This is a genomic window from Streptomyces sp. NPDC014995, assembly GCF_043080745.1.
In the GTDB taxonomy this organism is placed as follows: domain Bacteria; phylum Actinomycetota; class Actinomycetes; order Streptomycetales; family Streptomycetaceae; genus Streptomyces.
The window spans coordinates 191139-213047 of the sequence record NZ_JBIBVX010000006.1; the positions used below are offsets into that span (position 1 = coordinate 191139).

General features: G+C 72.4%; 22 protein-coding genes. 7 read left to right on the plus strand and 15 right to left on the minus strand.

The annotated features are described in order from the left end of the window. Positions 1-41 precede the first annotated feature (41 nt). Complete coding sequence (locus tag ACF1A1_RS14505) at positions 42-209, minus strand: DUF3117 domain-containing protein (protein ID WP_003966491.1); 168 nt, start codon at positions 207-209, stop codon at positions 42-44. Between the two features lie 366 nt (positions 210-575). Between ACF1A1_RS14505 and ACF1A1_RS14510 the strand changes: the two genes are divergently transcribed. Next, positions 576-1379: an enoyl-CoA hydratase/isomerase family protein gene (locus ACF1A1_RS14510; RefSeq protein ID WP_391999870.1), complete on the plus strand. Its 804-nt coding sequence runs from the start codon at positions 576-578 to the stop codon at positions 1377-1379. A 16-nt stretch (positions 1380-1395) separates the two neighbouring features. Here the strand turns inward: ACF1A1_RS14510 and ACF1A1_RS14515 are convergent, their stop codons facing one another. After that, on the minus strand, positions 1396-1980 hold the full coding sequence (locus ACF1A1_RS14515) for a DNA-3-methyladenine glycosylase I (RefSeq protein WP_391999872.1): 585 nt from the start codon (positions 1978-1980) through the stop codon (positions 1396-1398). After that, positions 1977-2327, minus strand: coding sequence for a DivIVA domain-containing protein (locus ACF1A1_RS14520; protein WP_392000193.1), 351 nt, complete (start codon positions 2325-2327; stop codon positions 1977-1979). Before ACF1A1_RS14520 ends, ACF1A1_RS14515 begins: the two co-directional genes overlap by 4 nt. 131 nt (positions 2328-2458) lie before the next feature. Between ACF1A1_RS14520 and folP the strand changes: the two genes are divergently transcribed. Next, positions 2459-3319, plus strand: a complete 861-nt coding sequence (folP, locus tag ACF1A1_RS14525; protein ID WP_392000195.1) for a dihydropteroate synthase — start codon at positions 2459-2461, stop codon at positions 3317-3319. A gap of 63 nt (positions 3320-3382) precedes the next feature. Here the strand turns inward: folP and ACF1A1_RS14530 are convergent, their stop codons facing one another. Continuing rightward, positions 3383-4141: a TIGR00730 family Rossman fold protein gene (locus ACF1A1_RS14530; protein WP_391999874.1), complete on the minus strand. Its 759-nt coding sequence runs from the start codon at positions 4139-4141 to the stop codon at positions 3383-3385. 117 nt (positions 4142-4258) lie between these two features. Continuing rightward, complete coding sequence (gene dapE, locus ACF1A1_RS14535) at positions 4259-5338, minus strand: succinyl-diaminopimelate desuccinylase (RefSeq protein WP_391999875.1); 1080 nt, start codon at positions 5336-5338, stop codon at positions 4259-4261. A 94-nt stretch (positions 5339-5432) separates the two neighbouring features. Here dapE and ACF1A1_RS14540 point away from each other — a divergent pair, with 94 nt between their 5' ends. Then, the gene (locus ACF1A1_RS14540; RefSeq protein WP_391999877.1) at positions 5433-6437 is read left to right on the plus strand and encodes a heavy metal transporter; all 1005 of its coding nucleotides are present in this window, start codon (positions 5433-5435) and stop codon (positions 6435-6437) included. Between the two features lie 334 nt (positions 6438-6771). Continuing rightward, complete coding sequence (locus ACF1A1_RS14545; RefSeq protein ID WP_391999879.1) at positions 6772-7206, plus strand: ATP-binding protein; 435 nt, start codon at positions 6772-6774, stop codon at positions 7204-7206. Positions 7207-7352: 146 nt separating this feature from the next. Here ACF1A1_RS14545 and ACF1A1_RS14550 read toward each other — a convergent pair whose 3' ends face one another. Beyond that, positions 7353-8444 (minus strand): bifunctional succinyldiaminopimelate transaminase/glutamate-prephenate aminotransferase, encoded by a 1092-nt coding sequence (locus ACF1A1_RS14550; RefSeq protein ID WP_391999880.1) that lies wholly within the window; start codon positions 8442-8444, stop codon positions 7353-7355. Between the two features lie 131 nt (positions 8445-8575). Then, positions 8576-8896 (minus strand): ferredoxin, encoded by a 321-nt coding sequence (gene fdxA, locus ACF1A1_RS14555; protein WP_018089397.1) that lies wholly within the window; start codon positions 8894-8896, stop codon positions 8576-8578. 141 nt (positions 8897-9037) lie between these two features. Between fdxA and ACF1A1_RS14560 the strand changes: the two genes are divergently transcribed. Further along, the gene (locus ACF1A1_RS14560) at positions 9038-10099 is read left to right on the plus strand and encodes a GNAT family N-acetyltransferase (protein WP_391999881.1); all 1062 of its coding nucleotides are present in this window, start codon (positions 9038-9040) and stop codon (positions 10097-10099) included. Then, positions 10096-10929, plus strand: coding sequence for a transglutaminase-like domain-containing protein (locus tag ACF1A1_RS14565; protein ID WP_391999882.1), 834 nt, complete (start codon positions 10096-10098; stop codon positions 10927-10929). Before ACF1A1_RS14560 ends, ACF1A1_RS14565 begins: the two co-directional genes overlap by 4 nt. 157 nt (positions 10930-11086) lie before the next feature. Here ACF1A1_RS14565 and ACF1A1_RS14570 read toward each other — a convergent pair whose 3' ends face one another. From ACF1A1_RS14570 to ACF1A1_RS14585, 4 genes are all read right to left on the minus strand, one after another. Continuing rightward, positions 11087-13429 carry a hypothetical protein gene (locus ACF1A1_RS14570; RefSeq protein ID WP_391999883.1) on the minus strand — a complete coding sequence of 781 codons (2343 nt, stop codon included), beginning with the start codon at positions 13427-13429 and terminating at the stop codon, positions 11087-11089. Between the two features lie 154 nt (positions 13430-13583). Beyond that, positions 13584-13994: a DUF6113 family protein gene (locus tag ACF1A1_RS14575; RefSeq protein WP_391999884.1), complete on the minus strand. Its 411-nt coding sequence runs from the start codon at positions 13992-13994 to the stop codon at positions 13584-13586. After that, a complete protein-coding gene (mshB, locus tag ACF1A1_RS14580) occupies positions 13994-14857 on the minus strand; it encodes an N-acetyl-1-D-myo-inositol-2-amino-2-deoxy-alpha-D-glucopyranoside deacetylase (protein WP_391999885.1) in 864 nt (287 codons plus the stop codon). The genes ACF1A1_RS14575 and mshB overlap by 1 nt, the downstream gene beginning before the upstream one ends. A gap of 406 nt (positions 14858-15263) precedes the next feature. Next, a complete protein-coding gene (locus ACF1A1_RS14585) occupies positions 15264-15458 on the minus strand; it encodes a hypothetical protein (protein ID WP_189934182.1) in 195 nt (64 codons plus the stop codon). Between the two features lie 178 nt (positions 15459-15636). Here ACF1A1_RS14585 and ACF1A1_RS14590 point away from each other — a divergent pair, with 178 nt between their 5' ends. Beyond that, positions 15637-17769, plus strand: a complete 2133-nt coding sequence (locus ACF1A1_RS14590) for a prolyl oligopeptidase family serine peptidase (RefSeq protein ID WP_391999887.1) — start codon at positions 15637-15639, stop codon at positions 17767-17769. Positions 17770-17919: 150 nt separating this feature from the next. On the opposite strand, the gene ACF1A1_RS14595 is transcribed toward ACF1A1_RS14590, so the two are convergent. From ACF1A1_RS14595 to ACF1A1_RS14610, 4 genes are read right to left on the minus strand one after another with little or no spacing between them, the layout of a single operon-like run. Next, positions 17920-18969, minus strand: coding sequence for an ABC transporter ATP-binding protein (locus tag ACF1A1_RS14595; RefSeq protein WP_391999888.1), 1050 nt, complete (start codon positions 18967-18969; stop codon positions 17920-17922). Continuing rightward, positions 18953-19936 carry an ABC transporter ATP-binding protein gene (locus tag ACF1A1_RS14600; RefSeq protein ID WP_391999889.1) on the minus strand — a complete coding sequence of 328 codons (984 nt, stop codon included), beginning with the start codon at positions 19934-19936 and terminating at the stop codon, positions 18953-18955. Before ACF1A1_RS14600 ends, ACF1A1_RS14595 begins: the two co-directional genes overlap by 17 nt. Before the next feature lie 7 nt (positions 19937-19943). Next, a complete protein-coding gene (locus tag ACF1A1_RS14605) occupies positions 19944-20987 on the minus strand; it encodes an ABC transporter permease (RefSeq protein ID WP_391999891.1) in 1044 nt (347 codons plus the stop codon). Further along, the gene (locus ACF1A1_RS14610; protein ID WP_391999892.1) at positions 20980-21903 is read right to left on the minus strand and encodes an ABC transporter permease; all 924 of its coding nucleotides are present in this window, start codon (positions 21901-21903) and stop codon (positions 20980-20982) included. Before ACF1A1_RS14610 ends, ACF1A1_RS14605 begins: the two co-directional genes overlap by 8 nt. Positions 21904-21909 lie beyond the last annotated feature (6 nt).

The window sequence follows — 21909 nt, forward strand, 5'->3', positions numbered from 1 at the left end:
GAGGATGCCGGGGCGGCTGAAAGAGTATGGTCGCTTGCGCGTCAGCCGACGACCTTCTTGAGGGCGTCGCCGAGCGCGTCGGCCTCGTCAGGGGTCAGCTCGACGACGAGTCGACCGCCGCCTTCGAGCGGAACGCGCATGACGATGCCCCGCCCCTCCTTGGTCACCTCGAGCGGGCCATCGCCCGTCCGCGGCTTCATGGCCGCCATGCTCGTTCCCCTTCCTGAAACCAGCTCATCGTCAAAGCCGACGGCCCGTGAAGGGCACGCGCCATCCAGTGTGGGGCACGCGACACCGGCATCGAACACATTGCTTCCCGGCCATTATCCCGCATCTCAGGACCCGATGACCAACATCGGTCGGCATCGCTTGCGCAACGCGCGCGAGCAAAACCACTCAATTCGGCGATGTGACTGCGATACTGCGCGCCTGCACCGACTTCCGGCCACCGGAAATCGTCCCGAATTCTTTGACGCAGGTCACACGTGCTGCGCGGTGCGCTTCCTTCATGCTGTCCTTCGGAGACGGGCGTACCGGTCGGTACGCCGCAGCCGTGACACCGGAGGGGACATCCCATGGCCGACACCGTGCTCTACGAGGTGAGCGACGGGCTCGCGACGATCACCCTGAACCGCCCGGAGGCGATGAACGCGCTGAACATCGCGACCAAGATCGCCCTGCGGGAGGCGGTGCGCTCGGCCGCGGAGGACGGCGCCGTCCGCGCGGTGCTGCTGACCGCCGCCGGTGACCGGGCCTTCTGCGTCGGCCAGGACCTCAAGGAGCACATCGGGCTGCTGGCGACCGACCGGGAGACCGGCTCGGGCCAGACCATGACCACGGTCAGGGAGCACTACAACCCGATCGTGCGGGCGCTGACCGAGGCGCCGAAGCCGGTGGTCGCGGCGGTGAACGGCGTCGCCGCCGGGGCGGGCTTCGGTTTCGCGCTCGCGGCGGACTACCGGATCGTGGCGGACACCGCGGCCTTCAACACCTCGTTCGCCGGGGTGGCGCTGACCGCCGACTCCGGCGTCTCCTGGACGCTCCCGCGCGTGGTGGGCCCCGGCCGGGCCACCGACCTGCTGCTCTTCCCGCGCAGCGTCAAGGCCCAGGAGGCGTACGAGCTGGGCATCGCCAACCGGGTCGTACCCGCGGCCGCGCTCCGCGAGGAGGCCGCGAAGGTGGCACGGGCCCTGGCGGAGGGGCCGACCGTCGCGTACGCGGCGCTGAAGGAGGCCGTGGCCTACGGGTTCTCGCACTCGCTGGCGGAGACGCTGGAGAAGGAGGACGAGTTGCAGACGCGGGCGGGGCAGTCGGAGGACCACGCGATCGCGGTGCAGGCCTTCGTGAACAAGGAGAGGCCGAAGTACCTGGGAAGGTGACCGGCCGGGGCGGGGCTCAGCCCCGCCTCGCCACGCAGGCCTCCAGGTGATCGTCCACCAGTCCGCAGGCCTGCATCAGCGCGTACGCCGTCGTCGGCCCCACGAACCGCAGCCCCCGCTTCTTCAGCGCCTTGGACAGGGCCGTCGACTCCGGGGTGACCGCCGGGACGTCGGCGAGGCTCTTGGGAGCCGGGCGGCCGTCCGGGTCGGGGGCGTGGGACCAGATCAGGTCGTCCAGGTCGCCCGGGGTCCAGTCGGCCAGCACGCGCGCGTTGGCCAGGGTGGCGTCGATCTTGGCGCGGTTGCGGATGATGCCGGGGTCGGCGAGGAGCCGTTCGCGGTCCTCGTCGGTGAAGGCGGCGACGGACGTGATCGTGAAGTCGGCGAAGGCGGTACGGAAGCCGGGGCGGCGGCGCAGGATGGTGATCCAGGACAGGCCTGACTGGAACGCCTCCAGGCTGAGGCGTTCGAAGAGGGCGTCGTCGCCGTGGACCGGGCGGCCCCACTCCTCGTCGTGGTACGTCACGTAGTCCACGGTGGACAGGGCCCAGGGGCAGCGCAGGGCGCCGTCCGGACCGGCGAGGGCGGTGCCGTCGCTCACCGCGACTCCCCCTGCGCGGGCTTCTCCATGGAGACGTGGGGCTCGGGCATCCGGGCGGCGGACAGGGCGGACTCCAGTTCGGCGATCCGGGCGTCGCGCTCGGCCAGTTCGGCGCCGAGGCGGTTGAGGGCGTCGTCGACGTCCGCCATGCGGTAGCCGCGGGCGGCGAGCGGGAAGCGGAGGCGGTCGACGTCGGACCGGTTGAGGGGGCGGTCCGGGGGCAACGGGTCGTGCAGTCGCTCGGGGGCGACCTCCGGCAGCGGGCCGGTGCCCTCGCCGCCGCCCACCACGGCGAGTGTCACCGCGGCGACCACGACGGCGAGCGCGACGACCAGGAACAAGAACATAACCATCGGTGGGTCCCCACGCTCGCTGTGCTCGGTGTCGAATGTGTCAGGGTCCGATCGTGCCATGCGGGTGTGCCGGTTAGGGTCGCAGGCGGCGGATGTCCAGGACGTACCAGGAGAGGTCACAGGGGATGCTCAGGCTGGGCAGGCGTGAGTTCGGCAGGCACGAGCCGGTCGTCATGGCGATCGTGAACCGGACCCCGGACTCCTTCTACGACCAGGGTGCGACCTTCCGTGACGAGCCGGCGTTGGCGCGGGTCGAGCAGGCGGTCGCGGAAGGGGCCGCGATCATCGACGTCGGCGGGGTGAAGGCCGGGCCCGGCGAAGAGGTGACCGCCGACGAGGAGGCGCGGCGGACGGTCGGTTTCGTGGCCGAGGTGCGACGGCGCTTCCCGGACGTCGTCATCAGCGTCGACACCTGGCGGGCCGAGGTCGGGGAGGCCGTCTGCGAGGCGGGCGCGGACCTGCTGAACGACGCGTGGGGCGGTGTCGACCCCCGGCTGGCGGAGGTCGCGGCGCGGTACAGGGTGGGGCTGGTGTGCACGCATGCCGGAGGCGCGCAGCCCCGGACCCGTCCGCACCGGGTGACGTACGACGACGTCATGGCCGACATCCTGCGGGTGACCGTGGGGCTGGCCGAGCGGGCGGCGGGGCTGGGCGTGCCGAGGGAGTCGATCCTGATCGACCCGGGGCACGACTTCAACAAGAACACCCGGCACAGCCTGGAGGCGACGCGGCGGCTCGGGGAGATGGTGGAGACGGGGTGGCCGGTGCTGGTCTCCCTGTCCAACAAGGACTTCGTCGGGGAGACCCTGGACCGGCCGGTGAAGGGACGGGTGGTCGGCACCCTGGCGACGACCGCGGTGTCGGCGTGGCTCGGCGCTCAGGTGTACCGGGTGCACGAGGTCGCGGAGACGCGGCAGGTCCTGGACATGGTGGCGTCGATCGCGGGCCACCGGGAGCCGGCCGTGGCACGGCGGGGACTCGTGTAGGCCGGCCGCGAAGCGGGCCCCGACGGTGGTGGCCCGCTTCGCGGCCTGCGGTACGAGCAGGCGCTAGCGGCCCGCCTCCTTGGACACCAGCGTCACCGCCTCCTCCACGTCGTCCGTGACGTGGAAGAGGAGGAGGTCCTTCTCGGACGCCTTGCCCTGCGCGATCAGGGTGTTCTTCAGCCAGTCGATCAGGCCGCCCCAGTACTCCGTACCGAACAGGACGATGGGGAAGCGGGTGACCTTCTGGGTCTGGACGAGGGTGAGCGCCTCGAAGAGTTCGTCCAGGGTGCCGAGGCCGCCGGGCAGGACGACGAAGCCCTGCGCGTACTTCACGAACATCATCTTGCGGACGAAGAAGTAGCGGAAGTTCAGGCCGATGTCGACGTAGGGGTTCAGGCCCTGCTCGAAGGGGAGTTCGATGCCGAGCCCCACCGAGACGCCGCCCGCCTCGCAGGCGCCCTTGTTGGCCGCCTCCATCGCGCCCGGGCCGCCGCCCGTGATGACCGCCCAGCCGGCCTCGACCAGGGTCCGGCCGAGCCGCACTCCCGCCTTGTACTCCGGGGAGTCCACGGGCGTCCGGGCGGAGCCGAACACGCTGATGGCCGGGGGGAGTTCGGCGAGCGTGCCGAAGCCCTCGATGAACTCCGACTGGATGCGCAGCACCCGCCAGGGGTCCGTGTGGACCCAGTCCGAGGGGGCGCGCTCGTCCAGCAGTCGCTGGTCCGTGGTGCTCGCCTGCACCTGGTCCCGCCTCCGGAGGACCGGTCCCAGGCGCTGTTCCTCCGGTGGCTGCTTCTTGCCCTCGGGGTTGCCGGTAGCCATGTGAGCTCCCTCCGCTTGCAGATGTTCCACCTCAGCGTAGATCTACGCGGGTTACGGACGGGGGACGTCGGCGTGTCCGCCGTGGAGCGCCTTCGGCCGCGAGGCCCTCGGGACGCCTCACGCCGTGAGCCACGCGCGCAGCCTCTCCTCCCCCGCCAGGACCTTCGCCGTCTCCACGCGCTCGTCCCGCTTGTGCGCCAGGTGCGGGTTGCCCGGGCCGTAGTTGACGGCGGGGACGCCGAGCGCCGAGAAGCGCGAGACGTCCGTCCAGCCGTACTTGGGCATCGGGGTGCCGCCCACCGCCTCGATGAAGGCCGCGGCGGCCGGGTGGGAGAGGCCGGGCAGGGCCGCGGCGCTGTGGTCGTCGACGACGAACTCCTCCACCCCGCAGTCGGCGAAGACCTCGCGGACGTGGGCGACGGCCTCCTCCGGCGTACGGTCCGGCGCATAGCGGAAGTTGACCGTGACGACGCACTCGTCGGGGATGACGTTGCCCGCGACTCCGCCCGTGATGCCGACCGCGTTGAGGCCCTCGCGGTACTCCAGGCCGTCGATCACGGGGTAGCGCGGCTCGTACGAGGCCAGGCGGGCGAGGATCGGGGCCGCGGCGTGGATCGCGTTGGAGCCCATCCAGCCGCGCGCCGAGTGGGCCCGCTCGCCCTTCGTCCTCAGCAGGACCCGCAGGGTGCCCTGGCAGCCGCCCTCCACCTGGCCGTCGGACGGCTCCAGCAGCACCGCGAAGTCGCCCTCCAGCCATTCCGGGTGGGCCTCGGCGACGTGCTTGAGGCCGTTCAGCTCCGCGGCGACCTCCTCGTTGTCGTAGAAGACGAAGGTGAGGTCGCGGTTGGGGGACGGGACCGTGGCCGCGATGCGCAGCTGGACCGCGACGCCCGACTTCATGTCGCAGGTGCCGCAGCCCCAGAGCACGCCGTCCGCGTCCAGCCGGGAGGGGACGTTGTCGGCGATCGGGACCGTGTCGATGTGGCCGGCGAGGATCACCCGCTGGGGGCGGCCCAGGTTCGTGCGCGCGATCACGTTGTTGCCGTAGCGGTCCACCGTCAGGTGCGGCAGTGCGCGCAGGGCGCCCTCGATCGCGTCCGCGAGCGGCTTCTCGGTGCCGCTCTCCGACGGGAAGTCGACGAGCTGTGCCGTGAGGAGTGCGGCGTCCAGGGTGAGGTCAAGCGGGGTCTCGGCCATGCCGTCGACCCTAACGCGCCGCCTGCTCGTCGCGCCGGGCACACCGTTTCTCCTCCGTCTCCCCGGTTTCCGTACTCTCCAGTACCTTGTACGCGTGCCCGAGCCGTCACCCTCCCCCAAGCGCCGCGGCCGCCTCCTCCGTTTCGGGGCGGCCTGTGTGGCCCTGTCCGCCGTCGCGGGTTATGTCGTGGTCCAGTACGTCACCGGCGGCGCCGGGAAGCCGGGGTGCAGAGTCGTTTCCGCACAGGGTGACGGGACGACGTACGAGTTCAGCCCGGAGCAGGCGGTGAACGCGGCCACGATCGCCGCCGTCGGCACCAACCGGGGCATGCCCGAGCGGGCCGTGACCATCGCGCTCGCCACCGCGCTCCAGGAGTCGGCGCTGCGCAACCTCGACCACGGCGACCGGGACTCGCTCGGCCTGTTCCAGCAGCGGCCCTCGCAGGGCTGGGGCACCGCGCGGGAGGTCACCGACCCCACCTACGCGGCGAACATCTTCTACGAGCACCTCGCCAAGGTCCCCGACTACACCGGGCTGCCCCTGACCGTCGCCGCGCAGCGTGTGCAGCGCAGCGGCTACCCGGAGGCGTACGCCAAGCACGAGCCGGACGCCACGCTGCTGGCCGCCGCGCTCACGGGCACCGCGGCGGCCACGCTGACCTGCGAGGGGCTTGCCGAGACCGCGACGGCCACGGGTCCGGCCGCGGTGCGCGCCGCGCTCGTTCGGGACTTCGGGCGCGACGCGCTCCAGGAGGCGGGCGTGGAGGCCGGTACGGAGACCGGCACGGAGACCGGTGCGGCGGAGGCGGTCACGCCCGCCGTCGAGACCAGCGGGCGGACCGTGACCCTGCCCGTCACCGCGGAGACCGCCGCCGGCCGCGGCGTCCGGGAGCGCGGCTGGCAGCTCGCCCACTGGGCGGTGGCCAACGCCTCGGCCCTGCACATCGAGCGGGTCGGGTACGCCGGCCGCGAGTGGGTCGCCGGGAACACCGACAGCACGTGGCGGGCCACCAGGACCGGCGGGACGGAGGCCGCCGGGGTCTCGGGTTCGGCGGCCGGCGCCGGGACGAGCGCCGTGCGGATCGTCACCGCGCAGTAGTACGGGCCATCACCCGCGGGGGTTATGCAGCGCGGATGAGGGACGCCGCGCGGTCAGCTTTTCGCGGCCTCACTCCCCATGCGCCGAAACCGTTGGAAACAAAGGGCCGCAAGGGTTTGGCGGACTTTCACACCGGGCGCCCTTTGCCCGTTTTTATCCGCAGCCGATAATGCGACACATTGCCAACTCTTTACGTTGGCGGTCCGCAACCTTCGCGGACTTCGAGCGGTAGTCACTGCGTCCGAGCCCGGACGATCGACAACCGGTCGCTCAACCGCCGGGCACGGTCGGACATTTCAGTGTCATTACCGTTTCCTTCCGTCTAAGGAGCATCATGTCCCTCCCCCTGACCCGCAGGATCGCCCGTGCCGCGCTGCTCGTCGCTGCGGGAGCGGCTGCCGGGGTCGGTGCGGCCGGCTCCGCCGGCGCGGCCCCCGCCCTGCCCGCCACCCCGGAGCTCGGCGGCCTCACCGCCCTGGACGGGGCGAACGTCGGTCACACGGTCGAGGGCGCGGCGAAGGACGTCACCGGGACCCCGGCCGTGACCGGCGGCAAGACGGTGGAGCAGGCGGTGCCGGCCGCGGGCAGGACCGGCGACAAGGCCGTGCGGAAGGCGGCGCCGACGGCGCAGAAGGCGGTCGCCGCGACGACGGGCTCCGCCGGCGGTGTCGTCGACGACACCGCGACGACGGCGACGAAGGGCGGCCTGCCGACGGCGTCGCTCACCCAGGGCGGGCTGCCGGAGGCGGAGACGCTGCCGCTCGGCTGACCACGGGCTCTCGGCTGACCACGGGCTCGAAGGGCGACGGGGTCCAGGTACCTTCCTGGGCCCCGTCGCCCTGTGCGCTCACACCGGCAGGGGCGGGCGCCTGTGCGACGGCACCCGGCACAGCGGTTACCGACGCTGCACAGCGGTTACAGACGCTCCACCGCGGCCCTCACCCGCTCGTCCGTCGCCGTCAGCGCCACCCGGACGAAGTTCTCGCCGGCCGGGCCGTAGAAGTCGCCGGGAGCGACCAGGATGCCCAGGTCGGCCAGGTGGCCGACCGTGGTCCAGCAGGACTCGTCCCTGGTGGCCCAGAGGTAGAGGCTGGCCTCGCTGTGTTCGATGCGGAAGCCGTGGGCGAGGAGGGCGTCGCGCAGGAGGGCGCGGCGGGCGGCGTATCGCTCGCGCTGGACGCGGACGTGCTCGTCGTCGCCCAGGGCGGCCACCACCGCCGCCTGGGTGGGTGCCGACGTCATCATGCCGCCGTGCTTGCGGATCTCCAGGAGGGGGCCGAGGACGGCCGGGTCACCCGCGAGGAAGGCCGCGCGGTAGCCGGCCAGGTTCGAGCGCTTCGACAGGGAGTGGACCGAGACGATGCCCTCGTACGAGCCGCCGTTGACCTCCGGGTGCAGGACCGACACCGGGTCCGCCTCCCAGCCCAGCTCGATGTAGCACTCGTCCGAGAAGAGCAGGACGCCGTGCTCGCGGGCCCAGGCGACGATCCTCGTCAGGTCCGCCTTCGACAGGACCTTGCCCGTCGGGTTGGACGGGGAGTTCAGCCAGAGGAGCTTCAGGCCGGCGGGGTCGAGCTCCGTCGGGTCGTCGTAGACCTCGTGGTCGGCGCGGGCCAGGCGGGCGCCGACCTCGTACGTCGGGTAGGCCAGGCGCGGGTACGCGACCCTGTCGCCGGGGCCGAGGCCCAGCTGGGTCGGGAGCCAGGCGACCAGTTCCTTGGAGCCGACGATCGGCAGGACGTGGCGGTGGGTGACCTCGCGGGCGCCCAGGCGGCGCTCCAGCCAGCCGGTGATCGCGTCGCGCAGCGCCGGGGTGCCCCAGACCGTCGGGTAGCCCGGGGAGTCCGCCGTGTCGATCAGCGCTTTCTGGATCAGCTCGGGGACCGGGTCGACCGGGGTGCCGACGGAGAGATCGACGATGCCGTCCGGGTGCGCGGCGGCCGTCTTCTTGTACGGCTCCAGCTTGTCCCAGGGGAAGGTGGGCAGACGGTCGGAGACTGCGGACACGGTGTACTGGCTCTCTTTCGTCGGTACGGCTCGACGGCCCCGTACGCCACTCGTACGGCAAACGCCTCGGTCCCGTACGGCGACCGAGGCGATCAGGGCGTACGGGACCGAGGCGGCGCGATGCTGGCCGCTTACTGGTTCTGCGGCGGCAGCGCGGCGATGAAGGGGTGGTCGCGCTCGATCAGCCCCAGCTTGCTGGCGCCGCCGGGCGAGCCGAGCTCGTCGAAGAACTCGACGTTCGCCTTGTAGTAGTCCTTCCACTCCTCGGGAGTGTCGTCCTCGTAGAAGATCGCCTCGACCGGGCAGACCGGCTCACAGGCACCACAGTCGACGCATTCGTCCGGGTGGATGTACAAGGACCGGGAGCCCTCGTAGATGCAGTCGACCGGGCACTCCTCGATGCACGCCTTGTCCTTGACGTCGACACAAGGCTGCGCGATGACGTAGGTCACGCTGTCGTTCCTCCTCGATAGGGCGCTGGCGGGCCTCCCACAGGCTCCGCCGCCTGGCGCGCGGGAGCGCGGCGTCGTCGATGCCCGCCCCTAGTATCTCCGTTCTTGGGCATGATCCGAACAGGAGGGGTGAACTGACCTGTGGAAATCTCGGCCGCCGGACGCCTCAAGGTCCATATCACCACTGCTGACGTGGGCAAACGCGTCTCCGTGCGCTGCTTGAACGCGCCTGGGGACACGGAGGGGAAATTCACCGACACGGTGGGTGTTCTCACATCATGGGACGCCGGTGTGCTGGTCATCACACGGAAAAACGGGGAGGTCGTCCGGATTGACGAGGCCTCGTTGGTCGCCGGGAAGGTCGTCCCGGCGGCTCCGGCACGGCGCCGGGGACCGGCCGCCTCCTACGAGGAACTCGCCCGTGTCTCCGCGCGGGCCTGGCGCCCGCTGGAGAGCGAGCGGCTGGGCGAGTGGGAGCTGCGGGCCGCGGTCCAGCAGGTGCCGAGCGACGCGCGTCCGTCGGGTGCGGCGGCCGGACGACGGGCGGGCTTCACCCGCCGGGCGAACTCCGTGCTCCCCCTCGGCGACCCCGGCCTGCCGCTCGACGAGGCGCTGGACGTCGTACGGCGCTGGTACGGCGAGCGGGGCCTGCCCGCCTACGTGCAGACCGCGACCGGCGCCGAGGGCACCCAGGAGCTGCTCTGCGCCGAGCTGGAGCGGCGCGGGTGGGTGCGGGAGGTGACCGCCGAACTGTGGATCGGGGCGCTGGCGCCGGTCGCCGACCGGGTGGAGGCTGAGGGGGTGGTGCTCGCCCGGGAGGCCGACGAGGCGTGGCTGGCGCGCTATCAGCGCAAGGGGGTGACCGAGGTGGCCCTGAAGGTGCTGGGGAGCGGGCCGTCGGTGTGGTTCGCGTCCGTGCCGGGCGAGGGGGGAGCCGCGCCGGCCGCCATCGGGCGGTGTGTCGTGGACGGGCGGTGGGCCGGGTTCGCGGCCGTCGAGGTCGATCCGGAGCAGCGCAGGCGGGGGCTGGCGACGGTCGTGATGGCCGCGTTGGCGCGGCGCGCGCTGGAGGAGGGCGCGTCGGCCGCGTGGTTGCAGGTCGAGGAGGACAACGCGGGGGCGAGGGCCCTGTACGGCGGGATGGGCTTCGGGGCGCATCACGCGTACCACCACTACCGGGAACCGGAGGCCGGCGCGCCATGAGCGGGATCGAGCCGGCCGAGGTGCGGCGGCGGTTCGCCGAGGAGGCGCGGGCCGAGCGGCCCGATCTGTCCGTGCTGTGCCTGCTGGTGGGCGCGGAGGGCGACCGGACGCTCGACGAGGCCGGTCTGGACGCCGCGCAGGTCGAGCTGGACGAACTGGCGGGGCAGGTGCCGTTCCGGCCCGGCGGGCCGCGGTCGTGGGCGCTGGCGCTGCGGGAGCTGCTGGGTGAGCGGTACGGGTTCAGGGGCTCCGCCGCGGACTACCAGCGGCTGGAGTCGTCCCTGCTGCACCAGGTGCTCCGGCGTCGGCGCGGGCTGCCGATCCTGCTGTCGGTGGTGTGGATCGAGGTCGCCCGGCGGGCGGGGGCGCCGGTGTACGGGGTGGCGCTGCCGGGGCACTTCGTGGTCGGGTTCGGTCCGCGGGAGGAGCAGGTGCTGGTCGATCCCTTCGACGGGGGACGGGTTCTGACGGGGCGGGATGCGGAGCTGCTGGTGGCGGGGGCGACGGGGGCCGCGCTGGAGCCGTCCATGCTGGTGCCGGCGGAGCCCCTGGACGTGGTGCTGCGGATCCTGAACAACATCCGGGCGTGGGCGGCGGCTCGGCCGGAGCGGTCGGAAGTCGGCCTGGGGGCGGTCGAGTTGTCGTTGCTGCTGCCCTCCCACCCGGCTCGGTTGCGGTACGAGAAGGGCCAACTCCTGGTACAGCGGGGCGAGTTCCTCGACGGTGCGGCGGAGATGGAGGAGTACGCCGGGCTGGTGGAGGTGGTGGATCCGGGGCTCGCCGAGCGGGTGCTGAGGGAGGCTCGGGCCGCTCGGGCCATGCTCAACTGACGGCCACTCCCTGCCGCCGGTCCTTTCCGGTGGGGGCCGGGCGGGCGGCGGTGTCGGCCGTCCGCGGTGCCGTACGACAGCCGCCCCGCTAAACACGCACGTCATGGGAAACGGCGAAGAGGGCACCCGGAGGTGCCCTCTTCACCGCTGCCGTACGTCAGCTCGGGTCGGTCTCGATGACCGCGACCCGGTCGGTCTTGCTCTTCAGGGCCAGGCGCAGGGCGCCGATCACGTCCTGGACGGTGACGTCCGTCTTCTGGCCGGTGGCGCGGGTGATCTGGACGCCGTCGAAGGTGCCGCCGTACAGCTCCTTCAGGGCGGCCTCGTCGTAGGTGTCGACGAGCTTGCCGTCGATGGCCTTGACCTGGAGGAACTTCCACAGGGAGTTCTGCGGGCTGAAGCGGACGGTGTGCGCCGCGTCGGTCTGGACCGTGACGGTGCCGGACATCGCCGGTTCGGCGAACTCCTTCATCATCCGGTCGACCTCGGCGTTGGAGACCGTCGGCTGCTTGGTGGTCGTGGGGACCTTCACCGGGGTGGCGGTGCCGCTCTCCACCTGTGTGCGGTAGGCGGCTACGACGGCCGTCTCGGCCTTCGTCGCGTCGATGCCCTTGCCCGCCTTGCCGTAGACGGCGACGGCCTTGCCCGGCTCGAACTTGATCGTGCCGTCGGTGGCCGAGCCGGAGCCGCCCGCGGCGGTCTCCAGGGCGGCCTGGAGCTTCTCCTCGTCGACCGGCATGACCGGCTCGACCTGGCGGTGCTCCCCGAACAGCGAGCCGATCACCGAGACGGGGTTGTAGTCGCTCCTGGCCGCCTGGTCGACCGTGGACTGCATGTCGAACTGCAGGCCCGCCTGGTCCGGCTTGAGGGTGACGGTGTCGCCGTCCACGGACAGCTTCAGCGTCTGGTTCACCCGGTCGTCGAAGGCCTCGTCGAGCTTCTTGACGGCGTCGTCGCGGGTGCCGCCGCCGATGTCGACGCCGAGCACGGTGGTGCCCTTGGGCACGTCGGAGTGGTTCATCAGCAGCCCGGCACCGTAGGCGCCGGCCGCGCCGACGACGACCACGCCGCAGAGCAGGGCCAGCTTGCTGCGGCCCTTCTTCTTTTTCTTCTTCGAGCCGGCCGCGGGCGCGTTCTGCGCGACCGGCCCGGACGCCTGCGGCGGGGTGTGCGGCTGCGGCCCGTCAGGATGCGCGCCGGGCGCGAACGGCCCGCCCGGGCCCGCGCCCTGACCGGGCGGCGGCACGACCGGGATGCCGCTGGTGACGGTGTGTCCGGAGACGTTGTCGTGACGGCCGTAGCCGCCGCCCGCGCCGGGCTCGGGGGCCGGCTTCTGCGGGGTGAGGATCGCGGTGTCGTCGCTGAGACCGCCGCCGGGGTGACGACCGGTGCCGGGGGCGCCCTGGGCACCGGGACCGCCCGGGACGCCAGGACCGCGCTGGGCACCCGGCCCGCCGGGACCGGCGGGAGCGCCGGGCGCCGCGCCGTTCATCGGCGGCACCATCGGGCCGTCGCCGGTGACCGGCCCGCTGGTGGGGCCGGCGGGGCCCTGCGGGCCGTTCCCGGGCCGGCGGCCGCCGGGGCCGTCCGGCCCGTTGAAGTTGTTGGGGCCGCCGAGGCCACCGGGACCGCCGGGGGCGCCGCCCTGGCCGTTGGTCCCGGCGAAGCCGTTCTGGCCGCCGCCGGTGTCCGAGAAGTACGGCAGGCCGTCCTGGCGCGGCTCGGCGGCGTCCCCCTGCCCGGGGCGCGCACCGCCGCCCAGCGGGCCTGCGGCGAGCGCCTCGGTCACGTCGAAGGAGCCGGTGCCGCCGCCGTGCCCGGGAGCCACGGGACCACCGGTGGCGCCGGTCAGCCCGGCACCGTTCGTCCCGCCGGGGCGGGTGGCGCCCGGCGCGCTCATGGAGCCGACGACACCGCCGGGCCGCCCGGCACCCGGACGCGCGCCACCGGGCGCACCGGCACCGGATCCGGCCGGACGGGCACCGCCGGTGCCGCCGACGGCACCGGTCGAACCACCCGCCGTCCCGGCCCCGTTGGCGGCTCTGTCGCCCTGATCGCCCTTGCCGGGCGAGGACTTGCGCGGCGCGAACCAGTCGCTCGCCTTCTCGTCACCCATCGGAGCCTGTCCGGCGGGCGCGTCGGCGGGGCGTGCGGACGGCGCGGTGGGCGCGGAACTCCCGCCGCCGGCGGCCGCGGCGCCCGCGCCCGGGGCGGAGCCTCCGGTCTGCTTGTCGCCGCCGCCGTCGCCCGCGCCGTCCACGTCCGCGACGGGCTTGCGCACGACGACCGGCGGAATGGGCCGCGACCCGGGGATGTTGATCCGGATCCGGGTCGTCAGCGTGGTCTCGGTCTTGCGTTCCTCCGGCTGCGCGGCCGAACGGCCCGCGTCCGGACCGCCGTCGGACACCATCGGGGTGCCGTACGGCGGCGTGCCCGAGGGGTATGCGGCTCCGCCGCGCCCGTTGGGCCCGGAGGACGGACTGTCAGTTTCACGACTCAAGGCAGGTTCTCCAGGTTGGCTCCGCCGCCCGCCACAACCTCACGGGCAGCTCGGCGGCGCGCACCACCATACTGGCCACTTCTGGCGCGTATCCCGCGACCGCCGACGAAACCCGCACCGGACTCGCACGGCCACGCCATGGCGAAGTAGTACGTCACTTGCCAAGTCGGACGTCGCCGCCGACAGGTTGCCGCCCGGGGCCAAGCGTGGCGCAGATCACAGCCAGGGCCATGCCTCCGAGGAGGAAGAGGTAGGAGCTGCTTCCCGCGCCGAACAGGAAGTCGCCCTCGGGGCGGCCGGCGATGAGCAGGACGACGGCGATCATCCAGCCGGCGGCGGGCGCGACGGCCCCGCCCCGGCCGTCCAGGGCGCGCGCCCCGCCGAGGAACAGGCCGGCGGCGCCCGCGAGCGCGAGCAGCAGCCCGCCCGGGAACCAGCCGGCCTGGAGGAGCGCCCCGGCGAGGCCGGTGACCGCGCCGAGCAGCAGGAGCCCGAGGTGGGCGGCGATCCGTGCGGCGGAGGGGCGCGGGAGGGGCTGGGCGAGCATCGGCCCTCGGTCGGACATCAGGCCACCCCCTCGACACCGGCGAACAGGTCGGTCTCCTGGTCCTGGTCAGACTCCCCGCGTACCAGCTCGTAGTACTCGGTGGTGAAGAGGGGCTGCGCGAGCTCGTTGGAGAGCACGAAGGACCGCCCGTCGGGGGCGACCTCGATCTGCGTGGCGTGCGCGCCCATCGCGGCGGCCTTGGCGGCGGCGTACGCGGTGCCGTCGATCGCGGTGGTGATCCGCTCGTCGTCGACGACGCCGGGGACGTCGTCGACGGTGGCGCTCCCGGTGAAGGGCAGGCCGGGCAGCTCCTCCCGGAGCCGGGCGAAGGCGGCCTCGGCGACGGAGCGCGGGACGCGGTTCCAGTAGACCTTGGGGACGCTCCAGCCGGCGTCGGCGGCCAGTTCCACGGCCCGCGTGGCGACGCGGTGGGCCTGGATGTGGTCGGGGTGGCCGTAGCCGCCGTTGTCGTCGTAGGTGACGAGGACCTGGGGGCGCAGGTCGAGGATCACCTCGGCGAGCGGGGCGGCGGCGGTGTCGACGTCGGCCTGCCAGAAGCAGGCGGGGTCGTCGTTGTCGGAGAGGCCCATCATCCCGGAGTCGGTGAAGCGGCCGGCGCCGCCGAGCAGCCGGAAGTCGCCGACGCCCAGTTCGGCCATGGCGGCGGTCAGCTCGCGCAGGCGGTACTCGCCCAGGGCGGCGCCGGTGAGGTGCCGCAGCTCCGGCGGGATGACCTCGCCGCGTTCGCCGAGGGTGCAGGTGACCAGGGCCACGTGGGCGCCCTCGGCCGCGTACCGGGCCATGGTCGCGCCGTTGTTGATCGACTCGTCGTCCGGGTGCGCGTGCACCAGCAGCAGCCGCCGGGCGGGCAGTTCCGTCATGGGGCCAACCCTACGAGGCACAACCCGCCCGCCTCCGGCCGCCCACCCGGTCGGCTCGCTCCCCTCGCCGTCGAGTACGTGGGCGATGGCGAGTGCGATGCGCTCGGTCCAGGCGAGGGGGCCGCCGGCCCTTCGGTCTCCGGATCGCGTCCGCGCGCCTCCTGCGCCTCCGCCATCTCCTGGGGGTCGGCGGCGCGGGCCGACCGGAAGCGTCGGCGGGACGGGCGGCCTTCGCCGGCTGTCGCAGCCGAGGGTCGGCGTCGCGTCCGTTCACGCGCCCCGTTGCCGCCCCGCGCCTGTCCCGGCTCCGTCGGGCTTATGGATCAGGATGCCGGGCAGGTGCGGAACATGGCGGACAGCGGCGAGCTCCGGTCGACCGCCCACCGGAGCCCACTCGTCGGCACGCTCAGAACTTGATGCTGCCGATCATGCTCGCCACGCTCGTCGTCAGGTCGCTGATCGTCGGCGCGACCGTCGAGGAGGCGAGGTAGAAACCGAGCAGGATGCAGACGACTGCGTGACCGCCCTTCAGTCCTGACTTCTTGATCAGCAAGAAGACGATGATCGCCAGCAGCACCACCGCCGAAATCGAGAGTGCCACGGCGGCTCACCTCCAAGAACCCGGGTACGTGAGGGGAAACAGAGCGAGGGAACTTGTAAATCCATACAACTGCCAGCAGGTTCATACCCACACAGCGCTAGTGATCATAACTATGAGTACGTGCGCATCGAGTGGCGCACAGCCGCACAAGGGGGCGCATGGCCAATATGGTCATGGCATGACGACCGAGTCCGACTCCTTCCCCCGGCGGCACGCCCGCACCCAGCGGTTCACGCTCGGCGCGCCGCGTTCGTTCACGGTGGCCCCCGACGGCTCCCGTGTCGTGTTCCTGCGCTCGCACTCCGGCACGGACCGGGCGGGCATGCTGTGGGTGCTCGATCCGGCGGACGGCCAGGAGCGCGTGGCCGCCGACCCGCGCGCCCTCCTGAGCGGCGCCTCGGAGGACCTCTCACCCGAGGAGCGGGCGCGCCGTGAACGCAGTCGCGAGGGCGGGGCGGGGATCGTCGGATACGCCACCGACGAGGCCGTCGAGTTGGCCTCTTTCGCCTTGTCAGGGCGGCTTTTCACGGCGGAGCTGCGGGCCGGCACGGCACGCGAAATCCGCGTCCCCGGGCCGGTGATCGACCCCCGGCCCTCGCCGGACGGGCGGCTCGTCGCGTACGTCGCGCGGGGCGCACTGCGGGTCGTGGGTGCCGAGGGCGAGGGCGATCTGGCGCTCGCCGAGCCGGAATCGGCGTCGGTTTCCTATGGATTGGCCGAGTTCATCGCGGCCGAGGAGATGGGGCGTTCGCGGGGGTTCTGGTGGGCTCCGGAGTCCGACCGGCTGCTCGTGGCACGCGTGGACGACACGCCGGTGGAGCGGTGGTGGATCTCGGATCCGGCCCAGCCGAAACGTGACCCACAACACGTGCCATATCCGGCGGCCGGGACGGCCAACGCGGAGGTCCGGCTGTTCGTGATCGGCCTGGACGGGGTGCGCACGGAGGTCGTCTGGGACCGGGCGCGCTACCCGTATCTGGCGCGAGTGCACTGGTCAGCGGCGGGTGCGCCACTGCTGCTGGTCCAAGCGCGCGACCAGCGCAGTCAGCTGTTCCTGGCGGTGGACACCGACTCCGGGGCGACCCGGATGGTGCACGCCGACGAAGATCGGATTTGGCTTGATCTTTTCCCTGGGGTGCCCTGCTGGAGCCCCGCGGGACACCTCGTCCGGATCGCCGACGAGGGTGGCGCGCGGGTCCTGGCGGTCGGCGAACGGCCGCTGACGGGAGCGCAGTTGCACGTGCGGGCGGTGCTGGACGTGACGGCCGACGACGTGCTGGTCTCGGCGTCGGCCGGGGAGGGCGCGGAGCAGCCGGAAACCGGCGAGGTGCATGTCTACCGCGTCAACGAGCTCGGCGTCGAGCGCCTTTCCCAGGAGCCCGGGGTGCACTCGGCGGTGCGTTCCGGGGGCGTGACCGTGCTGGTGTCGGCGGCGCTGGACCGGCCGGGGAGCCAGGTGCGGGTACTGCGGGACGGGAAGCCGACCGCGAGCGTCCGTTCGTATGCGGAAGATCCCGGTCTGTCCCCCCGCGTGAAGCTCACCCAGGGGGGCGCACGCCGTATCCCGTGCGCCGTGCTTATGCCTACGGACTACCCCGGTGACACCTCGCTGCCGGTGCTCCTCGACCCCTACGGCGGACCGCACGGGCCGCGGGTGCTCGCCGCGCACAACGCGCATCTGACCTCGCAGTGGTTCGCCGACCAGGGCTTCGCGGTGGTCGTCGCCGACGGCCGGGGCACACCGGGCCGCTCGCCCGGCTGGGAGAAGGCGGTCCACCAGGACTTCACGGTCGCCCTCGACGACCAGATCGAGGCGCTCCAGGATGTGGCGAGGAACCACCCCCTGGATCTGTCCCGGGTGGCGATCCGCGGCTGGTCCTTCGGCGGCTATCTCGCCGCCCTGGCGGTGCTGCGCCGCCCGGACGTCTTCCACGCGGGCATCGCGGGCGCCCCGGTGACGGACTGGCGGCTGTACGACACCCACTACACGGAGCGGTACCTAGGCGACCCGACGACGGCCGCGGAGACGTACGCGAGGAACTCGCTCGTCACCGACGAGGGGCTCTCCTCCCCCGCCGAGCCGCACCGTCCGCTGATGATCGTGCACGGTCTGGCCGACGACAACGTGGTCGTGGCGCACGCCCTGCGGCTGTCCTCCGCCCTGCTGGCCGCCGGCCGCCCGCACGAGGTGCTGCCGCTGTCCGGGGTCACGCACATGACCCCGCAGGAGCGGGTCGCGGAGAACCTGTTGCTGCTTCAGGTGGACTTCCTGAAGCGGTCCCTGGGGATCACCGGCGGGACCACCGGCTGAGCACGGCAACGGACCGGGGTGACATGGCGCACCCCGGTCCGTTTACGGCACCCGCACGGCCGTACGCTGTTCAGCCTGACGCGTCCGTATATCGGAATCGGGTCGGCCAAGTTGCCTCCGTGTTAACGCGGTTGCTGCACAAATGTGCTGCTATGCGCCCGCGTCGGCCGAGCGCCCCATGGATACGGGCTCGGCGAAGTGGCACGCCGAGTCGTGGGCGACGGGACCGCCCAGGTGGCCCAGCTCCGCGGGGACCGCGAGCGCCGGGACCTCGAGGGCGCAGCGCTCCCGGGCCTTCCAGCAGCGGGTGCGGAAGCGGCACCCGGAGGGGACGTTCGTCGGGGAGGGCACGTCGCCCGAGAGGATGATCCGCTCCCGGCGCTCCCGCGCCTGCGGGTCCGGCACGGGCACCGCGGACAGCAGCGCCTGGGTGTAGGGGTGCGTGGGGTGGTCGTAGATCTCGGTGTCGCTGCCGGTCTCCACGATCCGTCCGAGGTACATCACCCCGACCCGGTCGGAGACGTGCCGCACGATCGACAGGTCGTGCGCGATGAAGAGGTACGACAGCTCGAACTCGCTCTGCAACCGGTCGAGCAGGTTCATGACCTGGGCCTGGATTGATACGTCCAGCGCGGACACCGGCTCGTCGGCGACGATCACCTCGGGGCGCAGCGCCAGCCCCCGGGCGATGCCGATGCGCTGGCGCTGGCCGCCGGAGAACTGGTGCGGGTAGCGGTTGATGTGCTCGGGGTTGAGGCCGACGACGTCCAGCAGGTCCTGGACCTTCCTGCGCCGGTCGCCCTTCGGGGCAACCTCCGGGTGGATCTCGTAGGGCTCCCCGACGATGTCGCCGACCGTCATCCGGGGGTTGAGGGAGGTGTACGGGTCCTGGAAGACCATCTGGATGTTGCGTCGGACGGCCTTGAGGGCCCTCCCCGACAGCCTGGTGATGTCCTCGCCCCGGTAGCGGATCCGGCCCGCCGTCGGCCTCTCCAGGTGGACCAGCATCTTCGCGACCGTGGACTTGCCGCAGCCCGACTCGCCCACGATGCCCAGGGTCTCGCCCCGGCGGAGCGTGAAGTCGACGCCGTCGACGGCCTTCACCGCGCCGATCTGCTTCTTGAACAGGACGCCCCGGGTGAGCGGGTAGTGCTTGACGAGGCCGCTGACCTCCAGGATCGGCTCAGCTGTCGTGGCCATGCAGGCACTCCCTCCAGAAGTGGCAGGCGCTGCCCCGGTCCTCGTCCACCTCGTACAGGGGCGGCACGTCCGTGCGGCACACGTCCCGGGCCATCGGGCAGCGCGGGTGGAAGGGGCAGCCCGGCGGGATGTGCATCAGGTTGGGCGGCAGGCCCCTGATGGCGTAGAGCTCCCGGCCCTTCCGGTCCAGGCGCGGGATGGAGTCGAGCAGGCCACGCGTGTACGGGTGGGCGGGTGCCTTGTAGATGTCGTGGACCGGGGCCGACTCGACGATCCGGCCCGCGTACATCACGGCGATGCGGTCGGCGACGTCGGCGACCACGCCGAGGTCGTGGGTGATGAGGATCAGGCCCATGCGGTACTCGCGCCGCAACTCCGCGAGCAGATCCATGACCTGGGCCTGGACGGTGACGTCCAGGGCGGTGGTCGGCTCGTCGGCGATGATGAGCGCCGGTTCGAGGGCCATCGCCATCGCGATCATGATGCGCTGGCGCATACCGCCGGAGAACTGGTGCGGGTAGTCCCCGACCCGCTCCCGCGCGGCCGGGATGCGCACCCGGTCCATCAGCTCGACGGCCCGGGCCCGCGCGTCCTTCCTCGACAGGCCGCGGTGCACCACGAACATCTCGCCGAGCTGGTCGCCCACGGAGAGGACGGGATTCAGGGAGGACAGGGCGTCCTGGAAGACCATCGCCATCTCTGCGCCCCGGACCTTGCGGCGCTCCTCCTCCTTCAGCCTCAGCAGGTCCCGGCCCCGGAAGAGGATCTCGCCGGCGGTGATCCGCCCCGGCGGCATGTCGAGGATGCCCATGATCGCCTGGGCGGTGACGGACTTGCCGGAGCCGGACTCGCCGAGCACGGCGAGGGTCTCGCCCGCGTCGACGCCGTAGGTGACGCCGTTGACGGCCCTGGCGATGCCGTCGCGGGTGCGGAACTCGACGTGCAGGTCGCGTACTTCGAGCAGCATCCGGCCGTCACCTCAGTTTCGGGTCGAGGGCGTCGCGCACCGCGTCGCCGAGCATGATGAACGCGAGCACGGTGACCGCCAGCGCGCCGGCGGGCCACAGCAGCGCGTGGGGGGCGTTGCGGATGTAGGGCGAGGCGGCGGAGATGTCGATGCCCCAGGAGACGGTCGGCGGCTTCAGGCCGACGCCGAGGTAGGACAGGGTCGCCTCCAGCGCGATGTACGTGCCGAGCGCGATGGTCGCCACCACGATCACCGGGGCCACGGCGTTGGGCGCGATGTGCCGCAGCAGCAGGCGGGAGGGGGAGGCGCCCAGGGCGCGGGCGGCCTGGACGTAGTCGTTCTGCTGGACGGTGATGACCGAGCCGCGGGCGATGCGGGAGATCTGGGGCCAGCCGAGCAGCACCATGAACCCGATGACCGGCCAGACCGTGTTGCTGGTCATGACCGAGAGGAGGACCAGACCGCCGAGGACGACCGGGATCGCGAAGAAGACGTCGGTGATCCGGGACAGGATCGCGTCCCCCGCCCCGCCGAAGAACCCGGCGAGGCCGCCGAGGACGCTGCCGAGGAGGGCGACGCCGAGCGTGGCGAGGACGCCGACCGTGACGGACGTACGGGCGCCGTACACGGTGCGGGTGTAGACGTCGCAGCCCTGGCCGTCGTAGCCGAAGGGGTGGCCGGGCCGGGAGCCCTCCTGGGCCCTGGCGAGGTCGCACGTGAGGGGGGAGCCGGAGGCGATCGCCGAGGGCCACAGGGAGATGAAGACCAGGAAGAGGATGACCAGCGACGAGACGATGAAGACCGGGTTGCGGCGCAGGTCCCGCCAGGCGTCGGACCACAGGGAGCGCGCCCGTCCGACGGCGGCGGCCGACGGGTCCGGCCCGACGGGGCCCGTGCCGTCCGGTCCGCCCGGGGCCCCTCCGGCGAAGACGGCCTCCCCGCCCGACCACCGCCGCTCCAGCGTCGCCCCCTCGGTCGCCGCCAGGTCCATCGCGCCGCCCGTGCCGGTCCCGGCGATGGCCCTCTCGGGCTCGTACGGCTGCTCAGGCATAGCGGATCCTCGGGTCGAGTACGGCGTACAGGAGGTCGACGAGCAGGTTCGCCACCAGGAAGACCAGGACGAGGACCGTCACGAAGCCGACGACGGTCTGGGTGTTCTGGCGGAGGATGCCCTGGTAGAGCTGGAAGCCGACGCCGTGGATGTTGAAGATGCGCTCGGTGACGATCGCGCCGCCCATCAGGGCGCCGATGTCGGTGCCGATGAAGGTGACCACGGGGATGAGGGAGTTGCGCAGCAGGTGCCGGGTGACGACCCGGCGCCGGGGCAGGCCCTTGGCGATGGCGGTGCGGACGTAGTCGGACCGTTTGTTCTCCGCGATCGAGGTGCGGGTCAGACGGGTGACGTAGGCCAGGGAGACCGAGGCCAGCACCAGGCCCGGGACGATCAGCTCGTCGAAGCCCGCCTCGGGGGACACCGACGGTTTGATCCACGCCCACTCGACGCCGAGCAGCAGCTGGAGCAGCAGGCCGGTGACGAAGGTGGGGACGGAGATCACGACGAGGGTGACCAGCAGGACGCCGGTGTCGACGGGCCGGCCCCGGCGCAGCCCCGTGACGACCCCCAGGGTGATGCCGACGACGATCTCGAAGAGGATCGCCACGATCGTCAGCCGGATGGTGACCGGGAACGCCGTCGCCATCAGCTCGGTGACCGGCTGGCCGTTGAACGCCGTACCGAAGTCGCCGGTGAAGACGTTCCCCATGTAGGTCAGGTATTGCTGCCAGACCGGCTTGTCGAGGCCGAACTCCTTCCTCAGCCGGCCGGCGGTGGCCGCGTCGCACTGCCGGTCGCCGCACAGCCCCGCGACGGGGTCGCCCATCACGTTCACCATCAGGAAGATCAGCAGCGTGGCGCCGACGAACACCGGGATCATCTGGAGCAGGCGCCGGATCACATACCGCCCCATGGCGGG

Coding starts and splice junctions, on each gene's coding strand:
- ACF1A1_RS14505 (WP_003966491.1), bottom strand. CDS start 209: ATGGCGGCCATGAAGCCGCGGACGGGCGATGGCCCGCTCGAGGTGACC.
- ACF1A1_RS14510 (WP_391999870.1), top strand. CDS start 576: ATGGCCGACACCGTGCTCTACGAGGTGAGCGACGGGCTCGCGACGATC.
- ACF1A1_RS14520 (WP_392000193.1), bottom strand. CDS start 2,327: ATGTTCTTGTTCCTGGTCGTCGCGCTCGCCGTCGTGGTCGCCGCGGTG.
- folP (WP_392000195.1), top strand. CDS start 2,459: ATGCTCAGGCTGGGCAGGCGTGAGTTCGGCAGGCACGAGCCGGTCGTC.
- ACF1A1_RS14530 (WP_391999874.1), bottom strand. CDS start 4,141: ATGGCTACCGGCAACCCCGAGGGCAAGAAGCAGCCACCGGAGGAACAG.
- dapE (WP_391999875.1), bottom strand. CDS start 5,338: ATGGCCGAGACCCCGCTTGACCTCACCCTGGACGCCGCACTCCTCACG.
- ACF1A1_RS14545 (WP_391999879.1), top strand. CDS start 6,772: ATGTCCCTCCCCCTGACCCGCAGGATCGCCCGTGCCGCGCTGCTCGTC.
- ACF1A1_RS14565 (WP_391999882.1), top strand. CDS start 10,096: ATGAGCGGGATCGAGCCGGCCGAGGTGCGGCGGCGGTTCGCCGAGGAG.
- ACF1A1_RS14575 (WP_391999884.1), bottom strand. CDS start 13,994: ATGTCCGACCGAGGGCCGATGCTCGCCCAGCCCCTCCCGCGCCCCTCC.
- mshB (WP_391999885.1), bottom strand. CDS start 14,857: ATGACGGAACTGCCCGCCCGGCGGCTGCTGCTGGTGCACGCGCACCCG.
- ACF1A1_RS14590 (WP_391999887.1), top strand. CDS start 15,637: ATGACGACCGAGTCCGACTCCTTCCCCCGGCGGCACGCCCGCACCCAG.
- ACF1A1_RS14595 (WP_391999888.1), bottom strand. CDS start 18,969: ATGGCCACGACAGCTGAGCCGATCCTGGAGGTCAGCGGCCTCGTCAAG.
- ACF1A1_RS14600 (WP_391999889.1), bottom strand. CDS start 19,936: ATGCTGCTCGAAGTACGCGACCTGCACGTCGAGTTCCGCACCCGCGAC.
- ACF1A1_RS14605 (WP_391999891.1), bottom strand. CDS start 20,987: ATGCCTGAGCAGCCGTACGAGCCCGAGAGGGCCATCGCCGGGACCGGC.
- ACF1A1_RS14610 (WP_391999892.1), bottom strand. CDS start 21,903: ATGGGGCGGTATGTGATCCGGCGCCTGCTCCAGATGATCCCGGTGTTC.